The sequence below is a fragment of the Janthinobacterium sp. SUN176 genome (assembly GCF_030587335.1).
Classification (GTDB): domain Bacteria; phylum Pseudomonadota; class Gammaproteobacteria; order Burkholderiales; family Burkholderiaceae_D; genus Janthinobacterium; species Janthinobacterium kumbetense.
The window spans coordinates 1,364,205-1,387,176 of sequence record NZ_JAPWIA010000001.1; the positions used below are offsets into that span (position 1 = coordinate 1,364,205).

22 protein-coding genes are annotated in these 22,972 nt (G+C 61.0%); 13 read left to right on the plus strand and 9 right to left on the minus strand.

Annotated elements, in window-relative coordinates; translation table 11 throughout:
- Window positions 1-82: 82 nt before the first annotated feature.
- From O3299_RS06065 to O3299_RS06075, 3 genes are all read right to left on the minus strand, one after another.
- Window positions 83-925, minus strand: a complete 843-nt coding sequence (locus O3299_RS06065) for an SIR2 family protein (protein WP_305061767.1) — start codon at window positions 923-925, stop codon at window positions 83-85.
- Window positions 922-1,932, minus strand: coding sequence for a ParA family protein (locus tag O3299_RS06070; RefSeq protein ID WP_305061768.1), 1,011 nt, complete (start codon window positions 1,930-1,932; stop codon window positions 922-924). Before O3299_RS06070 ends, O3299_RS06065 begins: the two co-directional genes overlap by 4 nt.
- A 101-nt stretch (window positions 1,933-2,033) precedes the next feature.
- On the minus strand, window positions 2,034-2,840 hold the full coding sequence (locus tag O3299_RS06075; protein WP_305061769.1) for a lipid II flippase Amj family protein: 807 nt from the start codon (window positions 2,838-2,840) through the stop codon (window positions 2,034-2,036).
- Between the two features lie 269 nt (window positions 2,841-3,109).
- Here O3299_RS06075 and O3299_RS06080 point away from each other — a divergent pair, with 269 nt between their 5' ends.
- Entirely contained in the window at window positions 3,110-3,565 is a 456-nt protein-coding gene (locus tag O3299_RS06080; RefSeq protein WP_305061770.1) for a tellurite resistance TerB family protein, read from the plus strand.
- A 36-nt stretch (window positions 3,566-3,601) separates the two neighbouring features.
- On the opposite strand, the gene O3299_RS06085 is transcribed toward O3299_RS06080, so the two are convergent.
- From O3299_RS06085 to O3299_RS06100, 4 genes are all read right to left on the minus strand, one after another.
- Window positions 3,602-4,129, minus strand: a complete 528-nt coding sequence (locus tag O3299_RS06085) for a hypothetical protein (RefSeq protein ID WP_305061771.1) — start codon at window positions 4,127-4,129, stop codon at window positions 3,602-3,604.
- Window positions 4,130-4,192: 63 nt separating this feature from the next.
- Window positions 4,193-4,585: a hypothetical protein gene (locus O3299_RS06090; RefSeq protein WP_099664124.1), complete on the minus strand. Its 393-nt coding sequence runs from the start codon at window positions 4,583-4,585 to the stop codon at window positions 4,193-4,195.
- 26 nt (window positions 4,586-4,611) lie between these two features.
- Window positions 4,612-5,061: a hypothetical protein gene (locus O3299_RS06095; RefSeq protein WP_143451315.1), complete on the minus strand. Its 450-nt coding sequence runs from the start codon at window positions 5,059-5,061 to the stop codon at window positions 4,612-4,614.
- A gap of 187 nt (window positions 5,062-5,248) precedes the next feature.
- Complete coding sequence (locus O3299_RS06100) at window positions 5,249-5,983, minus strand: LuxR family transcriptional regulator (RefSeq protein ID WP_305061772.1); 735 nt, start codon at window positions 5,981-5,983, stop codon at window positions 5,249-5,251.
- Between the two features lie 290 nt (window positions 5,984-6,273).
- On the opposite strand from O3299_RS06100, the gene O3299_RS06105 reads away from it, so the two are divergent.
- The 3 genes from O3299_RS06105 to O3299_RS06115 all read left to right on the plus strand — a co-directional run bounded on the left by O3299_RS06105 (window position 6,274) and on the right by O3299_RS06115 (window position 7,716).
- Window positions 6,274-6,612 carry a hypothetical protein gene (locus O3299_RS06105; protein ID WP_305061773.1) on the plus strand — a complete coding sequence of 113 codons (339 nt, stop codon included), beginning with the start codon at window positions 6,274-6,276 and terminating at the stop codon, window positions 6,610-6,612.
- Between the two features lie 34 nt (window positions 6,613-6,646).
- The gene (locus O3299_RS06110; protein ID WP_305061774.1) at window positions 6,647-7,150 is read left to right on the plus strand and encodes a DUF3304 domain-containing protein; all 504 of its coding nucleotides are present in this window, start codon (window positions 6,647-6,649) and stop codon (window positions 7,148-7,150) included.
- A gap of 68 nt (window positions 7,151-7,218) precedes the next feature.
- Complete coding sequence (locus tag O3299_RS06115) at window positions 7,219-7,716, plus strand: DUF3304 domain-containing protein (RefSeq protein WP_305061775.1); 498 nt, start codon at window positions 7,219-7,221, stop codon at window positions 7,714-7,716.
- 5 nt (window positions 7,717-7,721) lie between these two features.
- On the opposite strand, the gene O3299_RS06120 is transcribed toward O3299_RS06115, so the two are convergent.
- Window positions 7,722-8,204 (minus strand): hypothetical protein, encoded by a 483-nt coding sequence (locus O3299_RS06120; RefSeq protein WP_305061776.1) that lies wholly within the window; start codon window positions 8,202-8,204, stop codon window positions 7,722-7,724.
- Window positions 8,205-8,431: 227 nt separating this feature from the next.
- Between O3299_RS06120 and O3299_RS06125 the strand changes: the two genes are divergently transcribed.
- From O3299_RS06125 to O3299_RS06150, 6 genes are read left to right on the plus strand one after another with little or no spacing between them, the layout of a single operon-like run.
- The gene (locus tag O3299_RS06125; RefSeq protein ID WP_077404035.1) at window positions 8,432-9,115 is read left to right on the plus strand and encodes a VWA domain-containing protein; all 684 of its coding nucleotides are present in this window, start codon (window positions 8,432-8,434) and stop codon (window positions 9,113-9,115) included.
- Between the two features lie 14 nt (window positions 9,116-9,129).
- Entirely contained in the window at window positions 9,130-9,888 is a 759-nt protein-coding gene (locus tag O3299_RS06130; RefSeq protein ID WP_305061777.1) for a PP2C family serine/threonine-protein phosphatase, read from the plus strand.
- Window positions 9,885-12,251, plus strand: coding sequence for a hypothetical protein (locus tag O3299_RS06135; protein ID WP_305061778.1), 2,367 nt, complete (start codon window positions 9,885-9,887; stop codon window positions 12,249-12,251). Before O3299_RS06130 ends, O3299_RS06135 begins: the two co-directional genes overlap by 4 nt.
- 9 nt (window positions 12,252-12,260) lie before the next feature.
- Window positions 12,261-13,607 carry a toxin-antitoxin system YwqK family antitoxin gene (locus O3299_RS06140; RefSeq protein WP_305061779.1) on the plus strand — a complete coding sequence of 449 codons (1,347 nt, stop codon included), beginning with the start codon at window positions 12,261-12,263 and terminating at the stop codon, window positions 13,605-13,607.
- Window positions 13,592-14,845 (plus strand): toxin-antitoxin system YwqK family antitoxin, encoded by a 1,254-nt coding sequence (locus O3299_RS06145; RefSeq protein WP_305061780.1) that lies wholly within the window; start codon window positions 13,592-13,594, stop codon window positions 14,843-14,845. Before O3299_RS06140 ends, O3299_RS06145 begins: the two co-directional genes overlap by 16 nt.
- Window positions 14,846-14,856: 11 nt before the next feature.
- Complete coding sequence (locus tag O3299_RS06150) at window positions 14,857-16,221, plus strand: toxin-antitoxin system YwqK family antitoxin (protein ID WP_305061781.1); 1,365 nt, start codon at window positions 14,857-14,859, stop codon at window positions 16,219-16,221.
- A gap of 39 nt (window positions 16,222-16,260) precedes the next feature.
- On the opposite strand, the gene nadB is transcribed toward O3299_RS06150, so the two are convergent.
- Window positions 16,261-17,874 carry an L-aspartate oxidase gene (gene nadB, locus O3299_RS06155; protein ID WP_034748527.1) on the minus strand — a complete coding sequence of 538 codons (1,614 nt, stop codon included), beginning with the start codon at window positions 17,872-17,874 and terminating at the stop codon, window positions 16,261-16,263.
- A gap of 203 nt (window positions 17,875-18,077) precedes the next feature.
- Between nadB and O3299_RS06160 the strand changes: the two genes are divergently transcribed.
- The 3 genes from O3299_RS06160 to prsR are packed head-to-tail and all read left to right on the plus strand — an operon-like array spanning window position 18,078 to window position 22,882.
- Window positions 18,078-19,466, plus strand: a complete 1,389-nt coding sequence (locus O3299_RS06160; RefSeq protein WP_289909780.1) for a TIGR03013 family XrtA/PEP-CTERM system glycosyltransferase — start codon at window positions 18,078-18,080, stop codon at window positions 19,464-19,466.
- Window positions 19,463-21,514 carry an XrtA/PEP-CTERM system histidine kinase PrsK gene (gene prsK / locus O3299_RS06165; RefSeq protein ID WP_305061782.1) on the plus strand — a complete coding sequence of 684 codons (2,052 nt, stop codon included), beginning with the start codon at window positions 19,463-19,465 and terminating at the stop codon, window positions 21,512-21,514. The genes O3299_RS06160 and prsK overlap by 4 nt, the downstream gene beginning before the upstream one ends.
- 12 nt (window positions 21,515-21,526) lie before the next feature.
- Entirely contained in the window at window positions 21,527-22,882 is a 1,356-nt protein-coding gene (gene prsR / locus O3299_RS06170) for a PEP-CTERM-box response regulator transcription factor (RefSeq protein ID WP_305061783.1), read from the plus strand.
- Window positions 22,883-22,972 lie beyond the last annotated feature (90 nt).

Genomic DNA, 22,972 nt, shown 5'->3' on the forward strand with positions numbered 1-22,972 from the left:
GTCGGGAGACAGCGGTTTTTTTTTGATGTTGTTGATAGTATATTTTATTAATAGATGAAAGACGTATTTTTCACCGATCTTTCTACAGTCCCAATGATGTTGCTAGTTCTTGTATTGAAGTTGTAAGTGCAGAATGATCTTGTATTTTTGGATCGAAATCATATTCTATTATTTTAAGATTCATAGTGTCAGCTAAAACATTCTTCATGTCTTGATTTATTGTGTCTTTTGCGGCAATAAAGTAATGACCACGAGATCCAACTGAGCCAAAATTGAGATCTTCTAAAACCAATCGTATATCTGGGTCATCAATTCCACAACCAATAAAAAGAAATGTGTGTGTGAGTATAAGCGCCTTTAGGACGTCATAAAAATGAGAGTGCTCAACCCTTGCTTTTGCATAATCTTTTCTTCCAAAAATCATCTGTTTGTGAGCATCAACCGAACCATGAACCTTTATGACAACTTGACGATCTCCTCGGATGAATTCGGCAATTTCAGGGCAGTGATATTCCTTTACATCTATAGTTCCTCTTGACTTTCCGCCAACAAATACGTCATAAATTTTGTCGAAGTTTGGAGTTAATACAATCTTGCAATTGAGCCTGTATATTGCATCATGTATTGCGGCCGGTTCATAAGCAGGCTCTTGATATTCTTGTCTTAAGAGTGCAGCGTAATCCTCTTGCCTCATGCCATAACGAAGAACATCAAGTGCAGTCAAGTAATCTCTTGCCTCCAAGTATGGCTTTATCTTATCAATAATGCCTCGTTGTTTTGCAGCTTCCTCAAGGAATAAGTGCCATGTCTTTGGTCTTGTTTTTCCATCTTTTCCTAAGGAATTTCTTGATACTCCAGAACCTATAAAAAGTACAACTCGTTCCATACTTAAGTCTGTAGTGAGACGTTGCGGCCATGTGATCATTTTACTTCTCCCATATTCACACGGCTAATTAGCCTATCTGCAATCCCGGCATACATTATTTTCGCATCATCTACAGCTGCGAAGTGTGCTCCGACAACGCCGTCCTCTTTGCCAAGTTCAAATATGGGGGCGTGAGCTAATTGAGATAACGGAATAAGACTATAGAGGTTTGGTATTTGACCTAGTGCAGCGGTCTCATATGAGGAAAATCCGAATTCATTTTCAAGTCGTTCTAATTCAGGTCGTGATTTTTGTAATAGACTTTCATAAGACTTAACTGGCCGGAGTTCCCCTCGAACAGACTTTGTTTTGTACTGTTGCATCACAAAACCAATATATCGAACTTTCCAATCAATCTCTTCGCCATCCATTACATATGAGGCTCCATTTTTATGTTGGTAGTTCTTTAATGCGTCTTGTAATTCATTTCGCCATGTTTTTAATGATACGATAATATTTTCTATGGCAAGGAGGCTAAATAAGTCTGCGGACATCGGAGTTAGAAAATAATCCGCGGCTAATAGAATTGACCTATTTATTGCGCCCAAAGATGGCCCCATGTCGATGAAGACATAATCATAATTTTTGCTGACTTGCTTTAGTAAATGTTTGAACGTGAAGGTGGTCTGTAATCCGCGCTCCAATCCCTGAAGTCCTTCGCCCCAATCTTTTGACAATAAATCTTCTCGCAATGCGAATTTTGGATGTCCAGGCACTATGTCAACGCCAAATCTTTCTGATTTTATTATAAATGGATCATTTGTTGGGAGTCCTTTTCCACGTGCTATTGTTTCGTAGTATGCAAAAAGATTAATTGCATCGTATTTTAAGAAATATTCATCTAGATCGGCTTCTGGGATAAGATATGCTGTGGAGTTACTTTGGGGGTCAGCATCAATTATCAAAACTCTTTTATTTCTATTTTTTGCAATAAATGATGCCAGGTTGCAGAGGAGGGTTGTCTTGCCGACGCCGCCTTTGTTGTTGAAAAATGCGATGCTAATCATATGATTTCCATTTTTTTATTGGTTGTAAATATTTTTTGAATATTTTTTGCTTATGTGATTTACATAAAATTTCATTTTGCATGATAATGCGCAGGTTCTTTTTACAAATTCTTCGCCACCCCCACAATCACTACCGCCGACGGCACCAGCAAAAACTGCGCAATCAGCGTGCCCGCCAGCCGGCTGCCCACCAGCCACACCACCGCCCGTCTGAATTGCGATTCTTCGATCTTGCCTTCGATGACGTCATCGGTCATACCTGACATGTGCGGGTCGATGAAGACGGCCATCATGATGGTGGCGCCGCCGTTGATGATCGAGGACAGGGTGCTGGAGGTGACGCGCACGCTCGGGTCGAGCACGCCCGCGTACAACGCCGCGAAGACGCCCACCGTCCACAGGGCGGTGGCGATGACGTTCATGGCGGTCATGGAGATGGAGACGCCGGATTTTTCGCGCAGGCCCGTGACGTTGGCGGGCTTGGGCAGGCTGGCGGAGGTCTTGAGGTAGGACAAGCCGCCCTTGAAGACGGCGTGCAGCAGCAGTTTCGGTACCGACCTGTGCACTTGGAAGTGTTCGACGGCGCGGCAAAAGGCGCGCTGGAAGGTGGGGATCAGTATCGCGCCCAGTATCGTCGCCAGACTGGCGGAGAACAGCAGCCAGCGGAAGTCGCCCAATAGCGTGCTGGCGGCAACATGCTGGTCGATGCCTGTTTCCACGCGCTTGGCGAGGAATGGCCCGAGGAAGGAATTCGAAGTGCGCGACAGCAGCATCAAAATGCTGAACAGGGCCAGGGATACGGCGATGCGCCGCGTACGGATGCCGGCGATGCGCACGGAATAGGCGAGGGTGCCGATGATGTGGATGATGAACGTCAGTGCACAAATCAACAGCAATTGCTTGTCCATCACAACCTTGCAGTGAAGAAAATGTAATTCCATGCTGCCATGAAGTTACTTATTTTTCAACTGCAAATTATTTAACTTTGTGTGTGGCTCAATTGGTGTTGGATTGCAGTTGTTTTTCAGGGCAAGGCATGGCGATCGGCGAACGCGGCGCGCTCAGTGGCGTGCTTGTTGCTCGTCCCTTGCTTGTATTTCAAGCTTGCACCCTCAACTATCCCTGGTGGCGGCATGTCTTGCCGCTCGATATGCACCAACCAAACCGGAGGTACACCATGAGTTTCGATTCCTTTCTGTCCAAACTGAAGACCAAAGCCAGCGAACTGAAAACCGAGGCCCTGAAGTACAAGAACAAGGATTTCCTGAATGCCGCGATGGCAGGCTCGGCCTTGATCGCCATGGCGGACGGCAGCGTCAGTGCGGAAGAGAAGCAGAAGATGGTGAAGTTTATTGAAAGCAATGATGCGCTGTCGGTGTTTAGCACCACGGACGTGATCAAGGCTTTCCAGGACTATGTCGGCCAACTGGAGTTCGACAAGGATATCGGCGAAGCCAAGGCGTATCAGGCGCTGGGCAAGATGAAGTCGAATGTGGAGGCGTCGCGCCTGCTGGTGCGCATGATCATCGCCGTCGCCTCGTCGGACGGCAATTTCGATGCCAACGAGCAACGCGTGGCCGGCAAGATCGCGCGCGAGCTGGGCTTGACTCCGGCGGAGTTCGAGCTGCAGTAACCGCCAGCCGGCCGGCCCCGGCTGGGGCTGGCTAGCTTAATCCTTGTCCCACCACGGCGGCGCGCTCTCCGACCTCGGGCATGCCATCTTCAATGGACTTATCTTGTAGCGGATCTCGATCACCTGCCCATGGTGAAACGGACCGCGTATCCAGTCGCCGGAATTAAAGAGGTAGGACTTGCCATTGATGCAGCGTTCGGTCGGCAGGTCGCCGATGGGGCCGGTCGAACGCAGGGTGACGCGCACTTCGCCAGTGGCATCGAGCGGCGCGTCGGCGCTTGCATACAGTATATCGATGCCGACATCGCAGACAGTGGTGCTGCCTATCTTGCTGCAGTACTTGGTATACGTTTCCTGGCGCGCCATGACCATGTGATCTTCATGCCGCATCGGCTTGCCATCGTCAAAGGTAAAGCGCAGGATGACTTGCGTGGGCTCGCTGGCAGGATGGCGCGTGGTGCTGGTGCAGGCGGCGCTGACGAGGGCCAGCAAGGGCCAGGCCAGCAGGCGCAGGACGCGGCGCAGCAGCGCCGGGATCGGGTTGTTGCCGGATGGATGCTGCATGTAGCGTTGCCATTTATCTCATGAACGGGGCGCCGATCATAGCATGCGCCGGCGGCGGTTCCGCTAGCACGCGCCGCGATTCAATTCCTGCAACACCTTCTTGCACAGCACGCCATAGCCGACGCCCGTGCCCCGCTTGTGCGCGGCCAGGTCGTAGCCGGCGCTGATGTCGTCCCACGCCACGCTGCCGGGCAGGGGGCGCAAGTCGTCGTCGAGGTCCATCTCGAAATGAATGAAGTGGCCATCGGCGCTCAGCAGCTTGCCGTACACGGCGGGCATGCCGGGGCAGGCCAGTTTCAGGTCGAGCATGAGGGCCGTGCCCAGCGCCACGCCATGGCTGGCCGCGCACTGGCGCAAGGCGTCGGGCAGGGGGCGGGCACGCCACCAGGCCGCCGTCTGCTTGATGGCGGCCTGGATCAGTGCGTTTTGCTGTTGCACAGAGTACTGTTTGCTCATGGCTGTCACCCATGCGGCATGCCGCCCTAACGCGATGCCAGGCTCATGCTTTGCACATGGGCGGGCACAATCTCGCCGCTGGCCAGTTTTTCGGCCGGTACCCGCATCAGCACTTCACCGCCCACGCTGCCGTCGTCGCGCAAGTCGATGCGCATGGCCAGCTGCTGGTCGAGCGCCACGAAGCTGTCGCTGCCGGTGGCGATGATGCGGTGTTCTTCCTGGTTATCGATGCGCGCATACATCATGGCGCCGATGCTGCCCGCATTGCGCAGGTAGAGCACTTGTCCGTTCGACAATTCATAGCCGCCGCGGAACGGGGCAAAACTTTCCGCACTCATGAAATGTTTGTGTGCAGGCAATTCGATCGTGTGCAGGCGTCCGCCGGGAACGACGACGGTCTGGCTGTCAGGAAGCGTTTGCGCATTTGCCAGCAGGGCGCAGACGCCCAGGGTGCCGGCCAAGATCCATGTTTTCATTTCTTTACCCATCCTTGAACTGTGGTGCCGTCCCGCTGCCGGCGCGGCGATGTTGATGTGGGTGACAGGGAAACCGCACCGGCTGGTCCGCAAGCGCTGCTGTCACACTGGCAAGGCGCGGGCTGCCGGTCTTGCCAGTGTAGGCAGGCAACATGCGCCGCGCATCATCCGATCGGATGACACGGCCTCATGCATCGAGTACGGCCAGGTGCGCCGTGGCGCCGTGGATCAGGGCGATCAGCTCGCCCTGGCGCCGGGTATCCGTCTTTAAATAGGTGTGGTGCAGATGCGTCTTGACGGTGTTGACGCTGATGCCGCCCTGCGCGGCGATTTCTTCGATGGTGGCCCCCTGCGCCAGCGCCTTGCCCACTTGCGCCTCGGCTTGCGTCAAGTCAAACAGTTGGCGCAAGGCAGGGACGGACGTGCACGTTTTCGTGGGGTCGCGCGCGATCAGCAGGGCGCAGGTGGGCTGGCAATCGGCAAGCGGGGTGACAGTCAGGGCCAGCGGCGCTTGCTGCTTGCGCGGCAGGCGCAGCGACTGGCATTGGGCTGTGCCGCCGGCGCTGGCGATCACCAGGCGCACGGCGCGCACCAGGGCGGGCGGGGCCGCGTGTTCCAGTTGCGCCGCATGCAGGGCGTGTCCGGCGGGGGTGGCGAAACGCAAGGCGAGGTTGCCATCGAGCACCAGCACGGCCGCGCCCATGGCGTCGAGCGCCGCCAGCGCGCAGTGGCTGGCCAGTTGCGCCTCGCGCAGGCGCTGCTGCAGGCACAGTGCGCGTTGCAGATGCGGCAGGAGCTCCTGCCATTGCTGGCCGTTCAGTCCAGCGTTGTCGAGCTGCGGCCAGTCGCCCGTGCCGCAGGCCGAGTCGTACATGGCGCCGATCAGTTTGCTCACATCCGCGGTGACTGTCCCTGTGTGCATGCTTGCCCCCAATCCTGATTACATCAGTGTGCCGCAGGCGTGCAGGTGCGGAACTGGGTAAGGGCGGTGTTGCGCAGCGATCCGCCCCACCTTTGTGAGGAGGGGCGGGTCGCTGCCATCTGTCCTGGGCAACTATCAAGATAGTACATACGCGGCGCCACCGCAATGCGGCGCCGCCGATGCAATCGTGCTCCTGGATAAAAAATTCCCCGATACAATAAAAAATTGTCAAAAATATAAATTCCAGGCATGGGGGGGAGTCGCATGCCATTCACTTAGCGAAAGTTCTTATGCAGCCAAGCCAGCCTTACCCGACGACGTTCCCGGCGCTGGCCCTGTGCGCGGCGCTGGCGTTTATCGGTGGCAACTCCATGGCGCAGGCTGCCGACAAGGCGGCGCCGCCCGCCTCCAGCGGTGCGCGGCAAGTCAAGGTCAAGCCTGCCGATACCGCCAACCTGGTCAGTCATCTGCGGCGCGTGATCACGGATGAAACGAATGACACGCCGCCGCGCGTGCTCAATGCTTTTGTTGCCAAATACCAGCAGCGCGCGCTCGATGCGGGAATCGATGACCTCGACCGGCAGACGCAAATAGGCAATCGTCGAGGCGTGATAACAATGCAGAATTGACGTGTCATTCATACGCGATTGCCGAGGGTATCCCATGGTCAAGAATTTTCTTTCGATGAAAGCGCTGCTGATCGGCTTCCTGTGGCTGTTTACGGCCTTGCCGCATACCGCGCAGGGCAAGGAAAGCGGGGAACTGACGGTGAATTTGAGCGGCTACAACCATACCGATCACGGGGTGGGAAGCTATGAGGTGACCTTGCAGAACGGCGCCACTGCGGGGGCGGGCTATCTGGACGCTGGCCAGGGTGGCGGTGGATTGACGTGCTGCCTGTCCATTCCCCGCGTGTGGCAAGCGGGAATGACGGCAAATATCGTCATGTATACCATCAAGAACGGCAAGGATATCCGCGTGGAGCAAACCGTGGCGGTGCCGAAGTATGCTCCCGCCGATGCTGGCCGGTTCGTCGTGCATTTTCTGCGCAACGGCAAATACAAGGTGTTTGTCACCCGATACCTGCTCGGCCATCGTAAATACCCGCTTTCCGGAACAGAGGCACAATTGGAGCGCGGCGTTCCCATTGAAATTATCTGGGAGTGAAGACGCTGCGTGGCAGAGGTTGCATGCACATGAAATTCCCTGTCATAACTGGCTGGATTGAGGGCTAAATGATATTTTTCTCGAAAAGTAAATATGCCGCCTGCTTCGTGTGCATGGTCTTGTCGCTTTTGAATGCCGGCTGTGCGAGGAGTGAACGACAAATCGCCGTGAGCCTGACGGCCTACAACCATGGCGAGCATGGCGTCGGCAGTTATATGGTGACACTGGCCGATGGTTCGTCGGCGGAGGCCGGTTATCTTGCTCCTGGCGAGGGTGGCGGAGGAGACACTTGCTGCCTTTCGATACCGGCGGCATGGAAGCCGGGGATGCAGGCGGCCGTTGTCATGTATACGGTAAAAAACGGCAAGGATATCCGCGTGGAGCAAACCGTGCCGGTGCCGATGTATGCGGCTGGCGATGCGGGCCGGTTCGTCGTGCATTTTCTTCACGATGGCAGCTATAAAGTCTTCGTGACCAAATACTCGCTGGGGCATCGAAAATATCCGCTTTCCGGCAAGGAGGCGGAGCTGGAGCCGGGCGTGCCCTTGGAAATCATCTGGGAATAGTGCTGCTAACTTGCGGCTGTACGTCGCGCACCGTCGGCTATCAGGCTTTGCAGCAGCATCCGCGATTTCGCGTCCGTGACGCGGACATGCTCTATCCCCGCGAGCAACTCGCCCGGATCAAATTTTTTGATTAATTTGCAATAATCTTCTGTTTCGCGCGGACAGAATGCGAGACTGAGCAACTCGCAGGTTTTCGCGATCAAACCACGTCGTTGCATCTCGGACAGCAGGTCGGCACGTTGCTTTAACGCTCTGGCGAAGCCGCTCTTGATAATCTTGCCGAAAGGCATGCCAGGATCTTTTGTCAGTATCAGGACGGCGACGCGCACGGCAGTGGCGTTGCCGTTGCGGATGTCCAGCGCCACCTGCCTGCACACCTGCGACAGCCGCAGCCCCGGATGCGCGATTGGCGGCCCAGCATCGTACGGGTCCAGTTTTTCTCCCAGGAATTCTTCCAGCGCTTCCAGGCTGGCGATCGGTATCATCATCAAGTTTGCTTATGTGGCCGTTGCCGGGAGACCTGAATGGCGCAGTGTACGAGGTTGTTGCTTTCAGAGCAAGTTCGCCGGGCGCGCGTTGGGGGAGGGGTGAAAAAATCCCTGAAAATTATCACTTTGATAGCGCATGGCGCAATCCCAAGCAATCGGACGCATGGAAAACATATCCATAGGGTAAGCTTCGGGGCTAGGCTATTTCGCAACTCTATCAAAATTACATGACTTCCATAATGATCCCCGACGTCGCCCTGGTCGACAATACCGAACAACGCACGCCGCTGGTGCTCGTGCTGGACTGCTCCGGCAGCATGGATGGCGAACCCGTCTCGCTGCTGAACGAAGGCCTGGCCTTGCTGGAACAGGAATTGAAATCCGACGTGATCGCCGCCAAGCGCGTGCGCATCCTGGTGATTCAGTATGGCGCCCACGATGAGGCTGTCGTCGCCAGCAACTGGTGCGACGCCATGGATTTCACGGCGCCTCGTCTTGAAGCGAACGGCACCACGCCGACCGGCGCGGCCGTGGAACTGGCGCTGGCGGAAATCGAGCAGGAAAAGCAGCGTTTCCGCCAGGCGGGCGTGGCGTACACGCGGCCGTGGCTGTTTTTGATGTCCGACGGCGAACCGACGGACCGCTGGCAGCATGGCGCCGAACAGGCGCGCGCGGCCGAGCAGGCGAATAAAGTGGCGATCTTCCCCATCGCCGTGGGCGACCATGCAAATATCGATTCCCTGGGCGAATTCTCCAGCCGCGGTGAACGGGGCGTGAAGCAGCTGAAGGGCTTGCAGTTCCGCGAACTGTTCCTGTGGCTGAGCGCCAGCATGCAAGTGGTGTCGCAATCGCGTCCCGGTGCGCAGGCCCAGCTGGCCTCGACGGACGGCTGGTCGGTCGTGAATACGTGAAAGCCCGCTGATCCATGACTGCAGTACAGAATATCTGGCGCGTGTTCGGCGCCTCCGTCACGGGCAAGGCGCACCTGGATAAAGACATCGCTTGCCAGGATGCGCACGCGCACGCCGTCGTGAACGACGTGCTGGTCGCCATCGTCTGCGATGGCGCCGGTTCGGCCAGGCTCAGCGAGCAGGGCGCGCAGTTTGTCGCAACGCAAACCGTGCAGGCGCTGGCCGGACGGCTGGAGCAGGGCGCCACCGTGCAGGATTTGCATGACGGCGCGCTGGCGGCCACCCTGGCGCAGATCCGCGCCGCGCTGGACGACATCGCCCGCGCCGCCAACGCCACCCTCGACGACTACGCTGCCACCGTCGTCGGCGTGGTCATGGGGCAAGATGCTGGCTTCTTCTTCCACCTGGGCGACGGTCTGGGCGTGGCGCAACTGGGCGGTGGCGGCGAACTGATCTCGCTGCCTGCCAACGGCGAATACGCCAACGAAACCTATTTTCTGTCGGGCGAGCGCTGGCGCGAACAACTGCGCCTGCTGCCGATTCCCCGGTCCGCGCGCGGCGTGGTGCTGATGTCGGATGGCTGCATGCCTTTTGCCATGAGCAAGAACAATGGGGGCCTGTACGCGCCGTTCATGGATGCCGTGCAAGGCTATCTGCGCACGGTCGAAAGTATCGAGCTGGGCAATACGGCGCTGGCGTCCACCCTGGCCGACCCGCGCACGCACCAGATCACGGGCGACGACAAGACCCTGCTGCTGGCCTTGCGCGCATGAGCCGGAAGCAAGGCGTGACACCCGGCCTGAGTCCGGGTGGAAAAATCTGGCTGGATAAAGTGCGCAGTTTGATCTTGGGCAAACTCGTCAAGAGCGGCGGCGCGGGCAGCGTGTACCTGTTGCCGGGCGCACCCGCGCAGGTTGTCAAGCTATACCACCCGCACCTGGACCGGGCCGCCAACCGGCGCAAGCTCGAAGCGATGCTGGAATTGTCGCCCGAGCTGCCCGATCAAGTGGAAAACGGCAAGCGCTACGTCCAGATCGCCTGGCCGCAAGCGGCCGTGTTCGACGGTCAGGGCGGCTTTGCCGGTTTCGTCATGCCCTTGCTGGACATGGCGCAGACGGCCGAGCTGGAACAGATCATGCAGGAGCGCCAGGCGCGCGCGGCAGGATTGCCCACGGGACTCGGTCCCAAGCTGACCCTGGCCGCCAACCTGGCCGCCGTCATCGATGCGCTGCACCAGCAGCAGCATTACGTGGTCGATCTGAAACCTGTGAACCTGCGCTTCTACCGCGATTCGCTGTACATCGCCATGCTCGATTGCGACGGTTTCAGCATCCAGGGCCATGCGGAGCGATTTCCTGCCGAGCAATTCACTGCCGACTACCTGGCGCCGGAATTCCAGCGCAAGGGCATGCCGGCGGGCACGGAAATGGCGCAAGACCGCTTCGCCCTGGCCGTCATCATCTTCCAGTTGCTCAACTTCGGCATCCACCCGTACAGCGGGCGGCCCGGCAATGCGCAAGTGGCGACCGACATTCCCGGCCGCATCCGCGACGGCTGCTATGCGTACGGCGTAAAGCGCCACAAGCAGTTGGCGCCGAACGCCACCAGCGGCCATGCGCTGATGCCGCCCGAATTGCGCGCCATGTTCGACCGCGCGTTTTCCCAGTCGCCAACACCCCAGCGGCCCGCGGCGGCCGACTGGGCGCAGTTGCTGCGCGGCTATGCGCAGCGCAGCGGCGGCAAGCTCGTCGTGTGTGCCGCGCATCCCGAACACCAGCATTTTGCGGGCCTGGGCTGCGCGGCATGCGCGCGCGACAAGGTCATCGGTGCGGCCGCGCAAGCCTCCGTGCAGGCGCAGCAGATGCAACTGCAACAGCCGCCGCCGCAGCGCAGCGCGCGCCGCACGGCGCCGGGGCAGGCGCCCGTCGCCATTCCCGCTGCGAATTGGGCTGGCAATGTGGCCGGCAATGTGGCGGGCAACGCGGGCGGCGGCATCACGGGCAAGGGCTGGGCCGTGGTGGTGCTCTTGATCGTGCTGTTCCTGATCGGCTTTACGGCCTGGACCTCGTCGTCCGATGAAGTCAAGGACAAGGCCAACTTGCAGGCGCAGGCCGACCAGGCGGCCGGCCTGGAAGTATTTCGCTGGCGCCCGCGCAAGGCGGCAGGTTTCCAGCCGTCCGATGCGCGCAAGGCCGTGCGCAGCCTGTCGCAAGCCGTCACCAAGGGCGACGATGACGCCGTCACGCGCGGCTTGCAACTGCTGTACCGGGCCGGCGAAGAAAAGCAGTCCGGCTACGGCGGCGACCGCACGCAGGCACAGCTGCGCGCCTCGTTGCTGGAAGGCCTGGGTTGGGTGCCTGGCTATCAGCCGGCGCTGGTCGCCAACTATCTTGATCTGCTGCAAGCCAACCCGCGCGACCATCTGGTGGCGGCGGCCATGGGCCGCATGCACCTGAGCGTGAACGAACCGCAGGCGGCGCGCCAGTACTTCGAGCAAGCCGTGTGGGCGCGCCCGACCGATGGCACGGCCTGGCTGGGCATCGCGGCGGCTGCACAGCTGCGCGGTGGCGACGAGCGCGATGCCGTCAATCTGGTGGCGCTGGCGCGGTTGACGGCTTACCGTTATGCCGTGCAGAACGCCTTGCCGGCCGACCCGGGCGAGCCGGCCGACAATGGCGTTGCGCGCACCATGCAGCGCATGGACCTGACCGCCAGGGTATTGCGCCTGGCCCAACCGGGCGCCTACCAGAAACGCTGGGACAAGACGCTGGCCGATGGCGCGCTGCTGGCGCAAAAACTCCAGGCCATGCCGCCCCTGCGGGACCAGGTTGGCGGCGTGCAGCGCGAGACGATGACGACGGTCGACTACGGCGTGCTCGATGCAAAGCACGCGACGGGCGAAAACCGCTTGATCCTGTCGATTGCCGCCGACGGCAGCCTGACGCTTGCGTCAGCGGAATTGCCGATGGAACCCATGCTCAACAAGGCGCTGCTCGATAGCGTGCAGCGCTGGACCTATCTGCCGGCCGTGCAGCACGGTCAATTGATGGATGCCAAGGTGGTGGTGCTGGTGCGTTACCGCGATGGCCGGGTCAGCTTCGTGCCGGGCGGTGTCGCCGTCACGGCGGAAAATTAAAGGAATAGCATGAAAATCAAGATGATATGCGCCGTGCTGGGCGCTTCCTTGCTGTATTCAGCCACGGCGCAGGCGGAAATCGTGCAGCGCCTGGTGGTGACAGCGATGGCCAGCGAGCCGGATAGCGAAGGCGGCGATGTGTTCACTATTGCCGGCAAGACGGCTTGCGGCGGCAAGCAGATACGCATGGATGCGCGCTCGGTGAACCTCGACGAGGCGCCGTACGAGGCGCTGAAAGTCCGGCTTGCTGAACGCATGCGCGCCAGGACGCCCATGCTCGTCACCGTGAAAAAATGCCCGGAGGATGCGAGCGTGCCCATCGTGCGCCAGATCGCCGCCTGCACGCCAGCCGCCTGCGCCGATGGCCGGGCGCGACTGTACCTGCACGAGCGTTTCTACCCCGTCGAGCAGGAAAACGCGCCCAACGTGCTGCTGTTGCCCTTGCCGAAAGGCAAGCTGCCAGGCACATGGAAGGTGGAGATTGTCAGCGTGGCGGGCGGCAAGCTGCGCCTGTCGGGCCAGATCAACCGCGCCGACTATGCGCAGGGCGAGCTGGTGGGCGGCTATGTCACGTATTACCCGGATGGAAAAATCGAGAAACAGGTGGCGCAGGATGGACAGGGACGGCAGGATGGCGTCACCAGCCTGTATCGTGCGGATGGCAGCCTGGAATCGCGTGGCAACTGGCGCCATGGCTTGCCGGAGGGCACGCACCAGCAATATCACGCCACGGGCCAGCTGCGCGAGGCCAGCGTGTACCGCAAGGGACAGCGCGTGGACGGCCCCGTGCAGACGTTTGACGCGAATGGCAAGCTGAGCACCAGTTACGTGCTGCGCGATGGCCGCATGGAAGGCGAACTGCTCTCGTATTTCCCGGATGGAAAAGTAGCCGGCCGCACGCAAGTGAGCAAGGGCAAGTTCAATGGCCGCAGCGCGGAATACTATCCCGATGGCGCCGTGCGCGCCACCATGACGCAGGTCAACGATTTGCCCGTAGGGGAAGCGCTGGAGTTCTATCCCGACGGCAAGGTGCAATCCCGCCAGCAATATGGCGACGAAGGCGGACTGCTGAGCGTCCGGCGCTACAGCCCGCAGGGCGTGCTGGTGCTGGAAAGACGGTGGGATGCGCAATTGCGCGAGCAGGGCACGTCGCGCTCGTGGTATGAAAATGGCAAGCCCGAGCAAGCCATCGAGTACGTGAACGACCGGCGCGACGGCTGGAGCCGCAGCTGGCACGAGGATGGCAGCTTGAAGGGCGAGTGCCAGTATGTGGCCGGCAAGGCCCAGGGCGCATGCGGGGAAGCGCCGCCAGCGCCGGAACTGCAGCGCAAGGAGCAGGCATGGCGCGCACTTTGAAACATTTGTTTGGCGCCATGCTGCTGTTGCCGGCGCTGGTTCATGCCGAGATCGTGCAGCGGCAAGTGGTCACGGCGATCACGGCCACGCCCGGCGGCGGCGATATCCTGACCGTGGACGAGGACACGGGCTGCGGCGGCAGGCAGCTGCGCATGGAGGAAGGGGAGCTGGCGAAGGGGGACGCGTATGCGGCGTTGAGGGCCACGCTGGTCAGGCGTATCCGCGACAAGACGCCGATGCTCGTCACATTGGCCCGGTGCCCGGTGGTGGGCGCGACGGGCGATGCGGCCCTTCCGCTGGTGCGCAAGCTGTCGGCTTGCCAGCCCGGTGCTTGCGCCGACGGCAAGGCGCGCCTGTACCTGGATGAACATCTGGTCCCGCAAGAAAAACGGCTGGCACCTTATATGCTGGTGTTGCCCTTGCCGCCAGGAAAATTATCCGGTGCGTGGCAGGTGGAGATTGTTCACGCAGTGGATGAGCAGAAACCGCGCATGTCGGCCCAGTTCGATGCGGCCGATTTTGTGTCGGGCAAGCCGGTGGGCGCCTATACCGCCTATTACGACGATGGCAAGATCGAAAAGCAGGTGGGACTGGATGCGCAGGGCCGCAAGGATGGCTTGAGCAGCAGCTTCTATCCCGATGGTCTCCCGGAAACACGCGGTGCATGGCGTCACGGCTTGCAAGAGGGCGTGCATGAAACGTTTCATGCTACGGGGAAGCTTTTGGAAGCGTTCACCTACCGCGACGGCATGCAGGTCGACGGGCCGTTCGAGGCGTTTGACGAGGAAGGCAATCTGGTTGCGCGCCAAACCTTGCGGAACGGCAAGCTGGAAGGTGAAATCATTACCTTTTTCCCTGATGGCAAGGTTGCCAGCCGCGCGCAAGCCGGCGATGGCATGCTCAACGGCCTGTGCACCGAATACTATCCCGATGGCAGCGTACGCAGCACGGTCACGCGAGTCAATGATAAGGCCACCGGCGATGCTCTCGAATATCACCCGAATGGAAAACTGGCCAGCAAGCTCACATACGGCGATGACGGCAAGCGGCGCAGCGCCCGCAGCTTCAATGAGCAGGGCGTGCTGATCCTTGAAGAAGCATGGGATCCACAGGAGCGCCTGCAGGGGACGATCCGCGCATGGCATGACGATGGCAGCGTGAAAAGCGAATGCCTGTATGTGGCTGGCAAGGCCCAGGGCGAGTGCGGAATGGCGCAGCCATCTCCGGAAACATTATGAAAGGAGCAAGCATGGCGCGCACTGAATTGAAACGCCTGCTTGGCGCCATGCTGCTGTTGCCGGCGCTGGTCCACGCAGAGATCGTGCAGCGGCAAGTGGTCACGGCGATCACGGCCGCGCCCGGCGGCGGCGATATCCTGACCGTGGACGAGGACACGGGCTGCGGCGGCAGGCAGCTGCGCATGGATGCGGCGTCGGTCGGACTGAACGAGGAGCAGTATGGCGTCATGAAGGCCGAGCTGGCCAACATGATACGCGACAGGAATCCCTTGCTCGTGCGCTTGCGCGCCTGCCCGGCGCCCGAGCGGACCAAGGCCGAGGCCATTCCCGTCATCCACATGCTGCGCGGCTGCGATGCGCACTGTGCCGACGGCAAGGCGCGGCTCTACCTGAACCACAACCTGTCGCGCGGCGAGGTGATGGAAGAGGCGCGCTATGCGCTGGTCCTGCCGCTGCCGCCCGGCAAGACGCCCGGCACCTGGCAAGTCGCGATCTATCATGTGCGCGAAGGCGAACCGAAGCGGCTGATTGGCCATGTCAACGCTCCCGATTACCTGCGCGGCAAGCTGGTGGGCAACTACAGCATGTATTACCCGCATGGACAAGTCGAGATGCAGATGGAGCGGGATGGGCGCGGCGTGCAGGAGGGTGTGCAGACTCTGTATTACCCGGAAGGCAAGGTTTCCATGCGTATTAGGTGGCGCAATGGCGTGCAGGACGGGGAGGAACAGACTTTTCACCAGAATGGCAAGCAGATCGCGTCGCGCACCTACCGCAACGGCGCCCGCGCAGATGGTGTGATGGAAACGTTCGACGAGGACGGCAAGCTGAAAACGCGCACGACCCAGGTCAAGGGCCGGACGGATGGCGAATTGCTGCGGTTCTATCCGGACGGCGCCGTGGAAAGCCGCAGCCAGCATGACAACGGCGTCATGACGGGACCGAGCACCGGATATTTTCCGGATGGCAAGGTGCAGCGCACTGCCACCTACGTGGACGGCAAGCCTGTCGGCGAGAGCGTCGAATATTACCCGGACGGCAAAGTCGCCAGCAAGCGCACGCACATCGATCACTTTGTGTTGCGCAGCGAACAACGCTTCAGCCGGGCCGGCGTATTGATCGTGCACAAACTATGGAACGCGGGCGGCCGCGAGGAGGGCGCCTTGCGTTCCTGGTATGCCGATGGCAAGCCGCGGCAGCTGATCGAGTACGTGGATGGCGAGCGCCAGGGCTGGACCCGGCACTGGCGGGAAGATGGCAGCGTGGAAAGCGAGTGCCGCTATGTGGCGGACGAGCCGAAGGGTAAGTGTACGGGCGAGTCGGCCAAGATGTCGTACACGGAGGATGGGATCGAGTTTGAGATGCCGGAAGAATAATGCGCGCCGGTACCAGTCCGGCGCGCATTCCAGCCACGGTTAGCGGTGCGGCGGCGTCAGCACGCTGGCGATGGCCTTCGGTAACGTTTCCGGATAATCGCGGCTGAAGTGCAGGCCGCGGCTTTCGCGGCGGGACAGGGCGCTGTTGACGATCATCGAGGCCACGTCGACGAGGTTGCGCAGTTCCAGCAAATCGTGGGTGATGCGGAAGTTGCGGTAGTACTCGTCGATTTCTTCCTTCAGCAGGGCGATGCGGTGCTGGGCCCGTTCCAGGCGCTTGGTCGTGCGCACGATGCCCACGTAATTCCACATGAAGCGGCGCAGCTCGTCCCAGTTGTGCGAAATCACCACCTCCTCATCCGCATCCGTGACGCGGCTTTCATCCCAGTCGGGCAGATACGGCGTGCCCAGCTTTTCCTTGCTTTCGATATCCTGCGCGCAGGCGCGGCCGATGACGATGCATTCCAGCAAGGAATTCGACGCGAGGCGGTTCGCGCCATGCAAGCCCGTGCACGCCGTCTCGCCCACGGCGTACAGGCCCGGCAAGTCGGCGCGGCCGGACAGATCCGTCACGACGCCGCCGCACGTGTAGTGGGCGGCGGGCACGATGGGGATAGGCTGCTTGGTGATGTCGATGCCCAGTTCCAGGCAGCGCGCATAGATGGTGGGGAAGTGTTCGATGAGGAATTCGGCCGGCTTGTGGCTGATGTCCAGGTGCACGTAATCGAGGCCCCGTTTCTTGATCTCGAAGTCGATGGCGCGCGCCACCACGTCGCGCGGCGCCAGTTCGGCCCGCTCATCGTGGGCCAGCATGAAGCGCGTGCCAGCCGCCGCGCCCGCTTCGGGCGGCAGTTTCAGCAATCCCCCTTCGCCACGGATGGCTTCGGTGATCAGGAAGGATTTTGCGTACGGGTGGTACAGGCACGTGGGGTGGAACTGGATGAATTCCATGTTCGACACGCGGCAGCCGGCGCGCCAGGCCATGGCGATGCCGTCGCCGCTGGCCGTGTCCGGGTTGGTGGTATATAAATACACCTTGCCGGCACCGCCCGTCGCCAGCACGGTGTGCTCGGCGGCAAAGGTGAGGACTTTCCCCGTTTGCTCATCCTGCACATACAGGCCGTGGCAATGCGGTTGCGCGTTGCGCTGGGTGGGTTTCATGCCCAGCTTGTCGGAAGTGATCAGGTCGATGGCGCAATGGTGTTCGAACAGGCTGATGTTCGGGTGGGCGCGCACCTTTTCTTCCAGGGTCACTTGCACGGCGTGCCCGGTGGCATCGGCCGCGTGGATGATGCGGCGCTGGCTGTGTCCGCCTTCGCGGGTCAGGTGGAAACCCAGCTCGGCCGTGGCGTCGCGCGTAAACGGCACGCCTTGCTCGATCAGCCATTCGATGGCTTCGCGGCCGTGCTCGACGATGTAGCGCGTGGCGCTCTCGTCGCACAGGCCGCCGCCCGCGATCAGGGTGTCTTCGATGTGCTGCTGGTGGCTGTCGCCCGAGTCCAGCACGGCCGCGATCCCGCCTTGCGCCCAGTTGCTGGCGCCATCGAGCAGCGCGCGTTTGGAAATGATCGCGACAGTGCGCGTCTCAGCTAAATGCAGTGCAACCGATAAACCCGCCAGGCCACTGCCGACAATCGCTACATCAAATTTCATGACATTTATCTTTTTTCAGGGGAAGCATACTATAGTCCATTTCACATCAATCGGTAATGTGTTGAGATAAATTCTGCCAGTGAAAGATAGCTGGGGCCGTAGCTTGTGGCGTATCAATGTCTTCGTGGAACAGTTCGCCATGATGGCAGGAGAGCAGCAGGCCGCCATGAGCGCGGCGTGTCGCCTTTGCCGCAGGAGGCCCCATGATCCGCATCTTCAGCCATTACGTCTCGAAAACAGCGTTTATCTTGCTGTTGCTGGAAATCCTGATCCTGCTGCTGTCGGCCACTCTGACGTCGCTGCTGTGGCTGGCGGACGGCAGCCGCCTCGTGCGAGCGAGCGAGGTGTATTTGTCGTCCTCGATCTTTGCCCTGGTCATCGTTTTCAGCATGAGCGCGCTGGGCATGTACCAGCACCGCTCGCGCGAAGACATCCGCAACACCCTGCTGCGCATCCTGCCGTCGTTCGCGCTGGGTTTTGCCGTGCTCAGCGTCTTGATCCGCTTTATTCCTTCCTTGCATTTCGGGCGCGGCAGCGTGCTGATCTTCGGCCTGGGCGCCATCGGCGTGCTGCTGGCGCGCCTGGTGGTGTTCAAATCCTCGCAATCGGCGCTGATGGAGGGACGGCTGATCCTGGTGGGCGGCGGGGCGCTGGCGCGCGAATGCATGGACTTGGCGGCGAGCAAGATCGGTTTCCACCAGTTTACGGTCGTCGGCTGCATCGACGTGGCTGGCGAGCAATGCTGCGTGCCGGCTTCGGCCTTGCTGCCGGCGGAACCGTCGCTGCTGGCCATGGCCCAGCGCCATGCGGCGCATGAAATCGTCGTTTCCGTCAGCGACCGGCGCAATGGTGCGTTTCCTGCCAAGCAACTACTGGAATGCGCGCTGGGCGGCGTCAAGGTGATCGACGCGGCCACGTTTTTCGAGCGCGAAGCGTGCCAGATCCGCATCGATTCATTGCAACCGAGCTATCTGATCTATGGCGGCGGCTTCGACCAGAGTTTTTTCCGCGCCGCCTCGAAGCGGCTGTTCGACCTGGCCGCCAGCGGCGTCATCTGCCTGGCGGCGCTGCCCGTGATGCTGGCGACGGCCGTGTGCATCCGCCTGGAAGACGGCGGCCCCGTGTTTTACCAGCAAGAGCGGGTGGGGCGCGACGGCTTGCCCTTCAATGTGCTGAAATTTCGCAGCATGCGCTGCGACGCGGAGCGCGATGGCAAGCCCATTTGGGCGCTGGACAACGATGCGCGCATCACGCGCGTGGGCAAGCTGATCCGCAAGCTGCGCATCGACGAGCTGCCGCAGATGCTCAATGTGTTTCGCGGCGAGATGAGTTTCGTGGGACCGCGGCCCGAGCGCGCCTACTTTGTCGAACAATTGAAGCAGCAGGTACCGTACTACAACATTCGTCACAGCATCAAACCGGGCATCACGGGCCTGGCGCAGGTGCGCTATCAATATGGCGCCTCCGTCGACGATGCCGTCAAAAAACTGCAATATGATCTGTATTATGTGAAAAACAATAGCCTGTTCCTCGACTTGCTGATCTTGCTCGACACGGTGCAGGTGGTGCTGTTTGGCAAGGGCAGCCGATGATGCGGGCGCAGTCGGACTGGCTGGCGGCGGCCGATGCGGCGGCCCTCAGCCATGGCCTGGCGTCGCTGGCCTTCTTCGTGCTGGCGCTGCTGCTCATCAGCAACTGGCGCGCGCGGCAAAACGTGCGCGCCTTGCTGGTCGCCTGCCTGGCGACGGGCGGCTGGGCGACGGGCACGGTCGTGCTGGTGCTGCTGGGGCAGCGCGCGGCGCTGGCCGGCGATGCGCTGGAACTGCTGCGCACCCTGGCCTGGCTGGTGTTCTTGCTGCTGCTGATCGAACCGGCGCGGCCCCGTTTGCGCCTGGTGCTGGCCGGCATCGCCCTCACGGCGCTGGCGCCCTGGCTGCTCTCCATGGCCTCGTCCTGGCTGGCGCTGCCTTTGCCGGCGCGATTCATCGCCAGTGTCTGCCGTTTGCTGCTGGCCGTGCTGGGCATGTTGCTGGTGGAACAGTGGTACCGCAATACGCCGCCCTTGAAACGCTGGGGCATCAAGTTTGCGTGCCTCGGTGTCGGTGGCCTGTTCGCCTACGATTTCTATCTGTACAGCGACGCCTTGCTGTTTCGGGCGGTCAACGACGACATCTGGGCCGCGCGCGGCATCGTCGACGCCCTGTGCGCGCCCCTGCTGGCTGTCTCGGCTGCGCGCAATCCGGGCTGGGCGCTGGGCTTGTCCGTGTCGCGCCAGATGCTGTACCGCTCGGCCGCCTTGCTGGGCTCGGCCATCTATTTGCTGGCCATGGCGGCCAGCGCCTATTATTTGCGCTACTTCGGCGGCACCTGGGGTTCCTTGATGCAAATGGCTTACCTGGGCGGCGCGGCCTTGCTGCTGGCGGGCGTGCTGTTTTCGGGCAGCTTGCGCGCCAAGCTGAAGGTGACGATCAACAAGCATTTCTACAATGCCATCTTCGATTACCGCGAGGAATGGCTGCGGTTTACGCGCGCGCTGTCCGAAGACGGGCCGGACCTGGGCGAACGCACGATACAGGCCATGGCGCAGCTGGTGGAAAGCCGCGCCGGCGCGCTGTGGATCTTGCGCGAGCAGGGCCAGTTCGCGCCGGCGGCCAGCTGGAACTGGCCGCCGGGCACGTGGAGCGAGCCGGCGTCCGGCCCCCTGTGCCAGTTCCTGGAAGCAAGACAATGGGTGATCGACGTGCCCGACTGGGTGCAGAGTCCGGACCAGTACGGCGGCTTGCCGTTGCCGCCCGCGCTGCTGGCGCTGCCCGACGTGTGGCTGCTGGTGCCCTTGATGCTGCATGGCCAGCTGTTCGCCTTTGTCGCGCTGGCGCGGCCCCGCACGCGCATCGGCCTCAACTGGGAAATCCGCGACGTGCTGAAAATTGCCGGCAGCCAAGCCGCCAGCTACCTGGCGCACCGCGAATCGCTCGCCACCCTGACGGTGGCGCGCCAGTTCGATTCGTTCAACCGCATGTCCACCTTCATCGTGCACGACTTGAAGAACCTGGTGTTTCAACTCTCCCTGTTACTGAGCAATGCGGAAAAGCACCGCGCCAATCCCGCCTTCCAGGAAGACATGCTGGGCACTTTGGACCATTCCGTGCAGAAAATGAAGACCTTGCTGCAGAAACTGGCGCGCGGCGAAGCGCCGGAAGCGCCGGCGCCGCTGCTGCTGGACGGCTTGCTGCGCCAGGCCGTGGCGGCCAAGGCCAGCCTGGCGCCGGCGCCGTGCCTGGAAATCGTCGATGGCGAACTGACGGTGCTGGCCAACCGCGCGCGGCTGGAGCGGGTGCTGGGCCATTTGATCCAGAACGCCATCGAGGCCACGGCCAGCGACGGCAAGGTGGCCGTGCGCTTGCGGCGCGTGCAGCATACGGCCGTCGTCGAGCTCGACGATACGGGGCAGGGCATGAGCGAACAATTCATCCGCGAACGTCTATTTACACCGTTCGACACGACCAAGACGGCGGGCATGGGCATCGGCGTGTTCGAAAGCCGCGAATACCTGCGCGAAGTGGGCGGCAGCCTGGAAGTGCGCAGCGAGCCGCAAGTGGGCACAACGTTTCGCGTGATCCTGCCGCTGCACGCGGCATAGCAAAGGAGTGCCATGGGCAAACAAAAACTGCTGGTCATCGAAGACGATCCCGGCCTGCAAAAGCAGTTGCACTGGAGCTTTGACGGCTATGACGTCTTGCTGGCGGGCGAGCGCGAGGCGGCGCTGGCGCTCGTGCGGCGCCACCAGCCGGCCGTGGTGACGATGGACCTGGGCTTGCCGCCCGATCCGGACGGCGCCACGGAAGGCCTGGCCACCTTGCAGCAAATCCTCGCGCTGGCGCCGGACACGAAAGTCATCATCCTGTCGGGCAACCAGGAGCGCGCGCATGCCTTGAAGGCCATCGCGCTGGGCGCCTACGATTTCCACCAGAAACCGTTCGAGGCCGACATGCTGGGCCTGGTCATCGCGCGCGCGTTTTACTTGCACGCGATGCAGCAGGAAAACCGCCGCATGCTGCAGACGCAGGCCGATTCTCCCCTGGCCGGCATCGTCAGCCGCGATCCCGGCATGCTGAAACTGTGCCGCAACGTGGAAAAAGTGGCGCCCTCGTCGGCCAGCGTGATGCTGCTGGGCGATTCGGGTAGCGGCAAGGAGCTGATCGCGCGGGGACTGCATGCGCTGTCGAGCCGCCATGCGCAGCGTTTCGTTGCCATCAATTGCGCGGCCATCCCGGAAAACCTGCTGGAAAGCGAGCTGTTCGGCTATGAGCGGGGCGCGTTCACGGGCGCGGCGCGGCAAACCCTGGGCAAGATCGAACTGGCCCACGGCGGCACTTTCTTTCTCGATGAAATCGGCGACATGCCGATGCCGCTACAGGCGAAATTGCTGCGCTTCCTGCAGGAGCGGGTCATCGAAAGGGTAGGCGGCCGCGCCGAGATCGCCGTCGACGTGCGCATCGTGTGCGCCACGCACCAGGACCTGAAAGTGCTGGCGGAACAGGGACGCTTCCGCGAAGACCTGTTTTACCGCCTCAGCGAAATCGTCTTGCGCATTCCGCCCTTGCGCGAGCGGGCCGGAGATTGCACCTTGCTGGCGCAACATTTCAAGAACAAGTTCTGCGCCAGCGAGGGCCGCAGCAACCTGCATTTCAGCGCGGGCGCGCTGCAGCTGATCGAAAGCTATGGCTGGCCCGGCAATGTGCGCGAAGTGGAAAACTGCATCAAGCGGGCCGTCATCATGTGCGACGGGCCGCAGATCGCCGCCGACGACCTGGGCTTGCCCGCCAGCGCCTGGGCGGCGCCCCCGGACGAGCCGCTGAACCTGCGCCAGGCCCGCGAAGGGGCCGAATACAGGGTGATGGTGCGCGCGCTGGCGCGGGCCGACGGCAATATCGCCAAGGCGGCCGAGCTGCTGGGCGTGAGCCGGCCCACCCTGTACGACCTGATGGGTCACCACGGCATCAAGTAGGCGAATGTATTAAAAATCAAGATTGTGTAAGGCGTCGCACATACGCTGGCGCCGCCGTGGCGCATCCTTGCCTCATCCACAACGAGGAGG

What these genes read in the sequence shown, in the direction of transcription:
- O3299_RS06085 (WP_305061771.1), bottom strand. Translation starts at nt 4,129, where the DNA reads ATGCAGCATCCATCCGGCAACAACCCGATCCCGGCGCTGCTGCGCCGC.
- O3299_RS06080 (WP_305061770.1), top strand. Translation starts at nt 3,110, where the DNA reads ATGAGTTTCGATTCCTTTCTGTCCAAACTGAAGACCAAAGCCAGCGAA.
- O3299_RS06065 (WP_305061767.1), bottom strand. Translation starts at nt 925, where the DNA reads ATGATCACATGGCCGCAACGTCTCACTACAGACTTAAGTATGGAACGA.
- O3299_RS06095 (WP_143451315.1), bottom strand. Translation starts at nt 5,061, where the DNA reads ATGAAAACATGGATCTTGGCCGGCACCCTGGGCGTCTGCGCCCTGCTG.
- O3299_RS06130 (WP_305061777.1), top strand. Translation starts at nt 9,130, where the DNA reads ATGACTGCAGTACAGAATATCTGGCGCGTGTTCGGCGCCTCCGTCACG.
- O3299_RS06100 (WP_305061772.1), bottom strand. Translation starts at nt 5,983, where the DNA reads ATGCACACAGGGACAGTCACCGCGGATGTGAGCAAACTGATCGGCGCC.
- O3299_RS06125 (WP_077404035.1), top strand. Translation starts at nt 8,432, where the DNA reads ATGACTTCCATAATGATCCCCGACGTCGCCCTGGTCGACAATACCGAA.
- O3299_RS06160 (WP_289909780.1), top strand. Translation starts at nt 18,078, where the DNA reads ATGATCCGCATCTTCAGCCATTACGTCTCGAAAACAGCGTTTATCTTG.
- O3299_RS06135 (WP_305061778.1), top strand. Translation starts at nt 9,885, where the DNA reads ATGAGCCGGAAGCAAGGCGTGACACCCGGCCTGAGTCCGGGTGGAAAA.
- O3299_RS06105 (WP_305061773.1), top strand. Translation starts at nt 6,274, where the DNA reads ATGCAGCCAAGCCAGCCTTACCCGACGACGTTCCCGGCGCTGGCCCTG.
- O3299_RS06140 (WP_305061779.1), top strand. Translation starts at nt 12,261, where the DNA reads ATGAAAATCAAGATGATATGCGCCGTGCTGGGCGCTTCCTTGCTGTAT.
- O3299_RS06070 (WP_305061768.1), bottom strand. Translation starts at nt 1,932, where the DNA reads ATGATTAGCATCGCATTTTTCAACAACAAAGGCGGCGTCGGCAAGACA.
- O3299_RS06145 (WP_305061780.1), top strand. Translation starts at nt 13,592, where the DNA reads ATGGCGCGCACTTTGAAACATTTGTTTGGCGCCATGCTGCTGTTGCCG.
- O3299_RS06150 (WP_305061781.1), top strand. Translation starts at nt 14,857, where the DNA reads ATGGCGCGCACTGAATTGAAACGCCTGCTTGGCGCCATGCTGCTGTTG.
- O3299_RS06120 (WP_305061776.1), bottom strand. Translation starts at nt 8,204, where the DNA reads ATGATGATACCGATCGCCAGCCTGGAAGCGCTGGAAGAATTCCTGGGA.
- nadB (WP_034748527.1), bottom strand. Translation starts at nt 17,874, where the DNA reads ATGAAATTTGATGTAGCGATTGTCGGCAGTGGCCTGGCGGGTTTATCG.
- O3299_RS06075 (WP_305061769.1), bottom strand. Translation starts at nt 2,840, where the DNA reads ATGGACAAGCAATTGCTGTTGATTTGTGCACTGACGTTCATCATCCAC.
- O3299_RS06110 (WP_305061774.1), top strand. Translation starts at nt 6,647, where the DNA reads ATGGTCAAGAATTTTCTTTCGATGAAAGCGCTGCTGATCGGCTTCCTG.
- prsR (WP_305061783.1), top strand. Translation starts at nt 21,527, where the DNA reads ATGGGCAAACAAAAACTGCTGGTCATCGAAGACGATCCCGGCCTGCAA.
- prsK (WP_305061782.1), top strand. Translation starts at nt 19,463, where the DNA reads ATGATGCGGGCGCAGTCGGACTGGCTGGCGGCGGCCGATGCGGCGGCC.
- O3299_RS06115 (WP_305061775.1), top strand. Translation starts at nt 7,219, where the DNA reads ATGATATTTTTCTCGAAAAGTAAATATGCCGCCTGCTTCGTGTGCATG.
- O3299_RS06090 (WP_099664124.1), bottom strand. Translation starts at nt 4,585, where the DNA reads ATGAGCAAACAGTACTCTGTGCAACAGCAAAACGCACTGATCCAGGCC.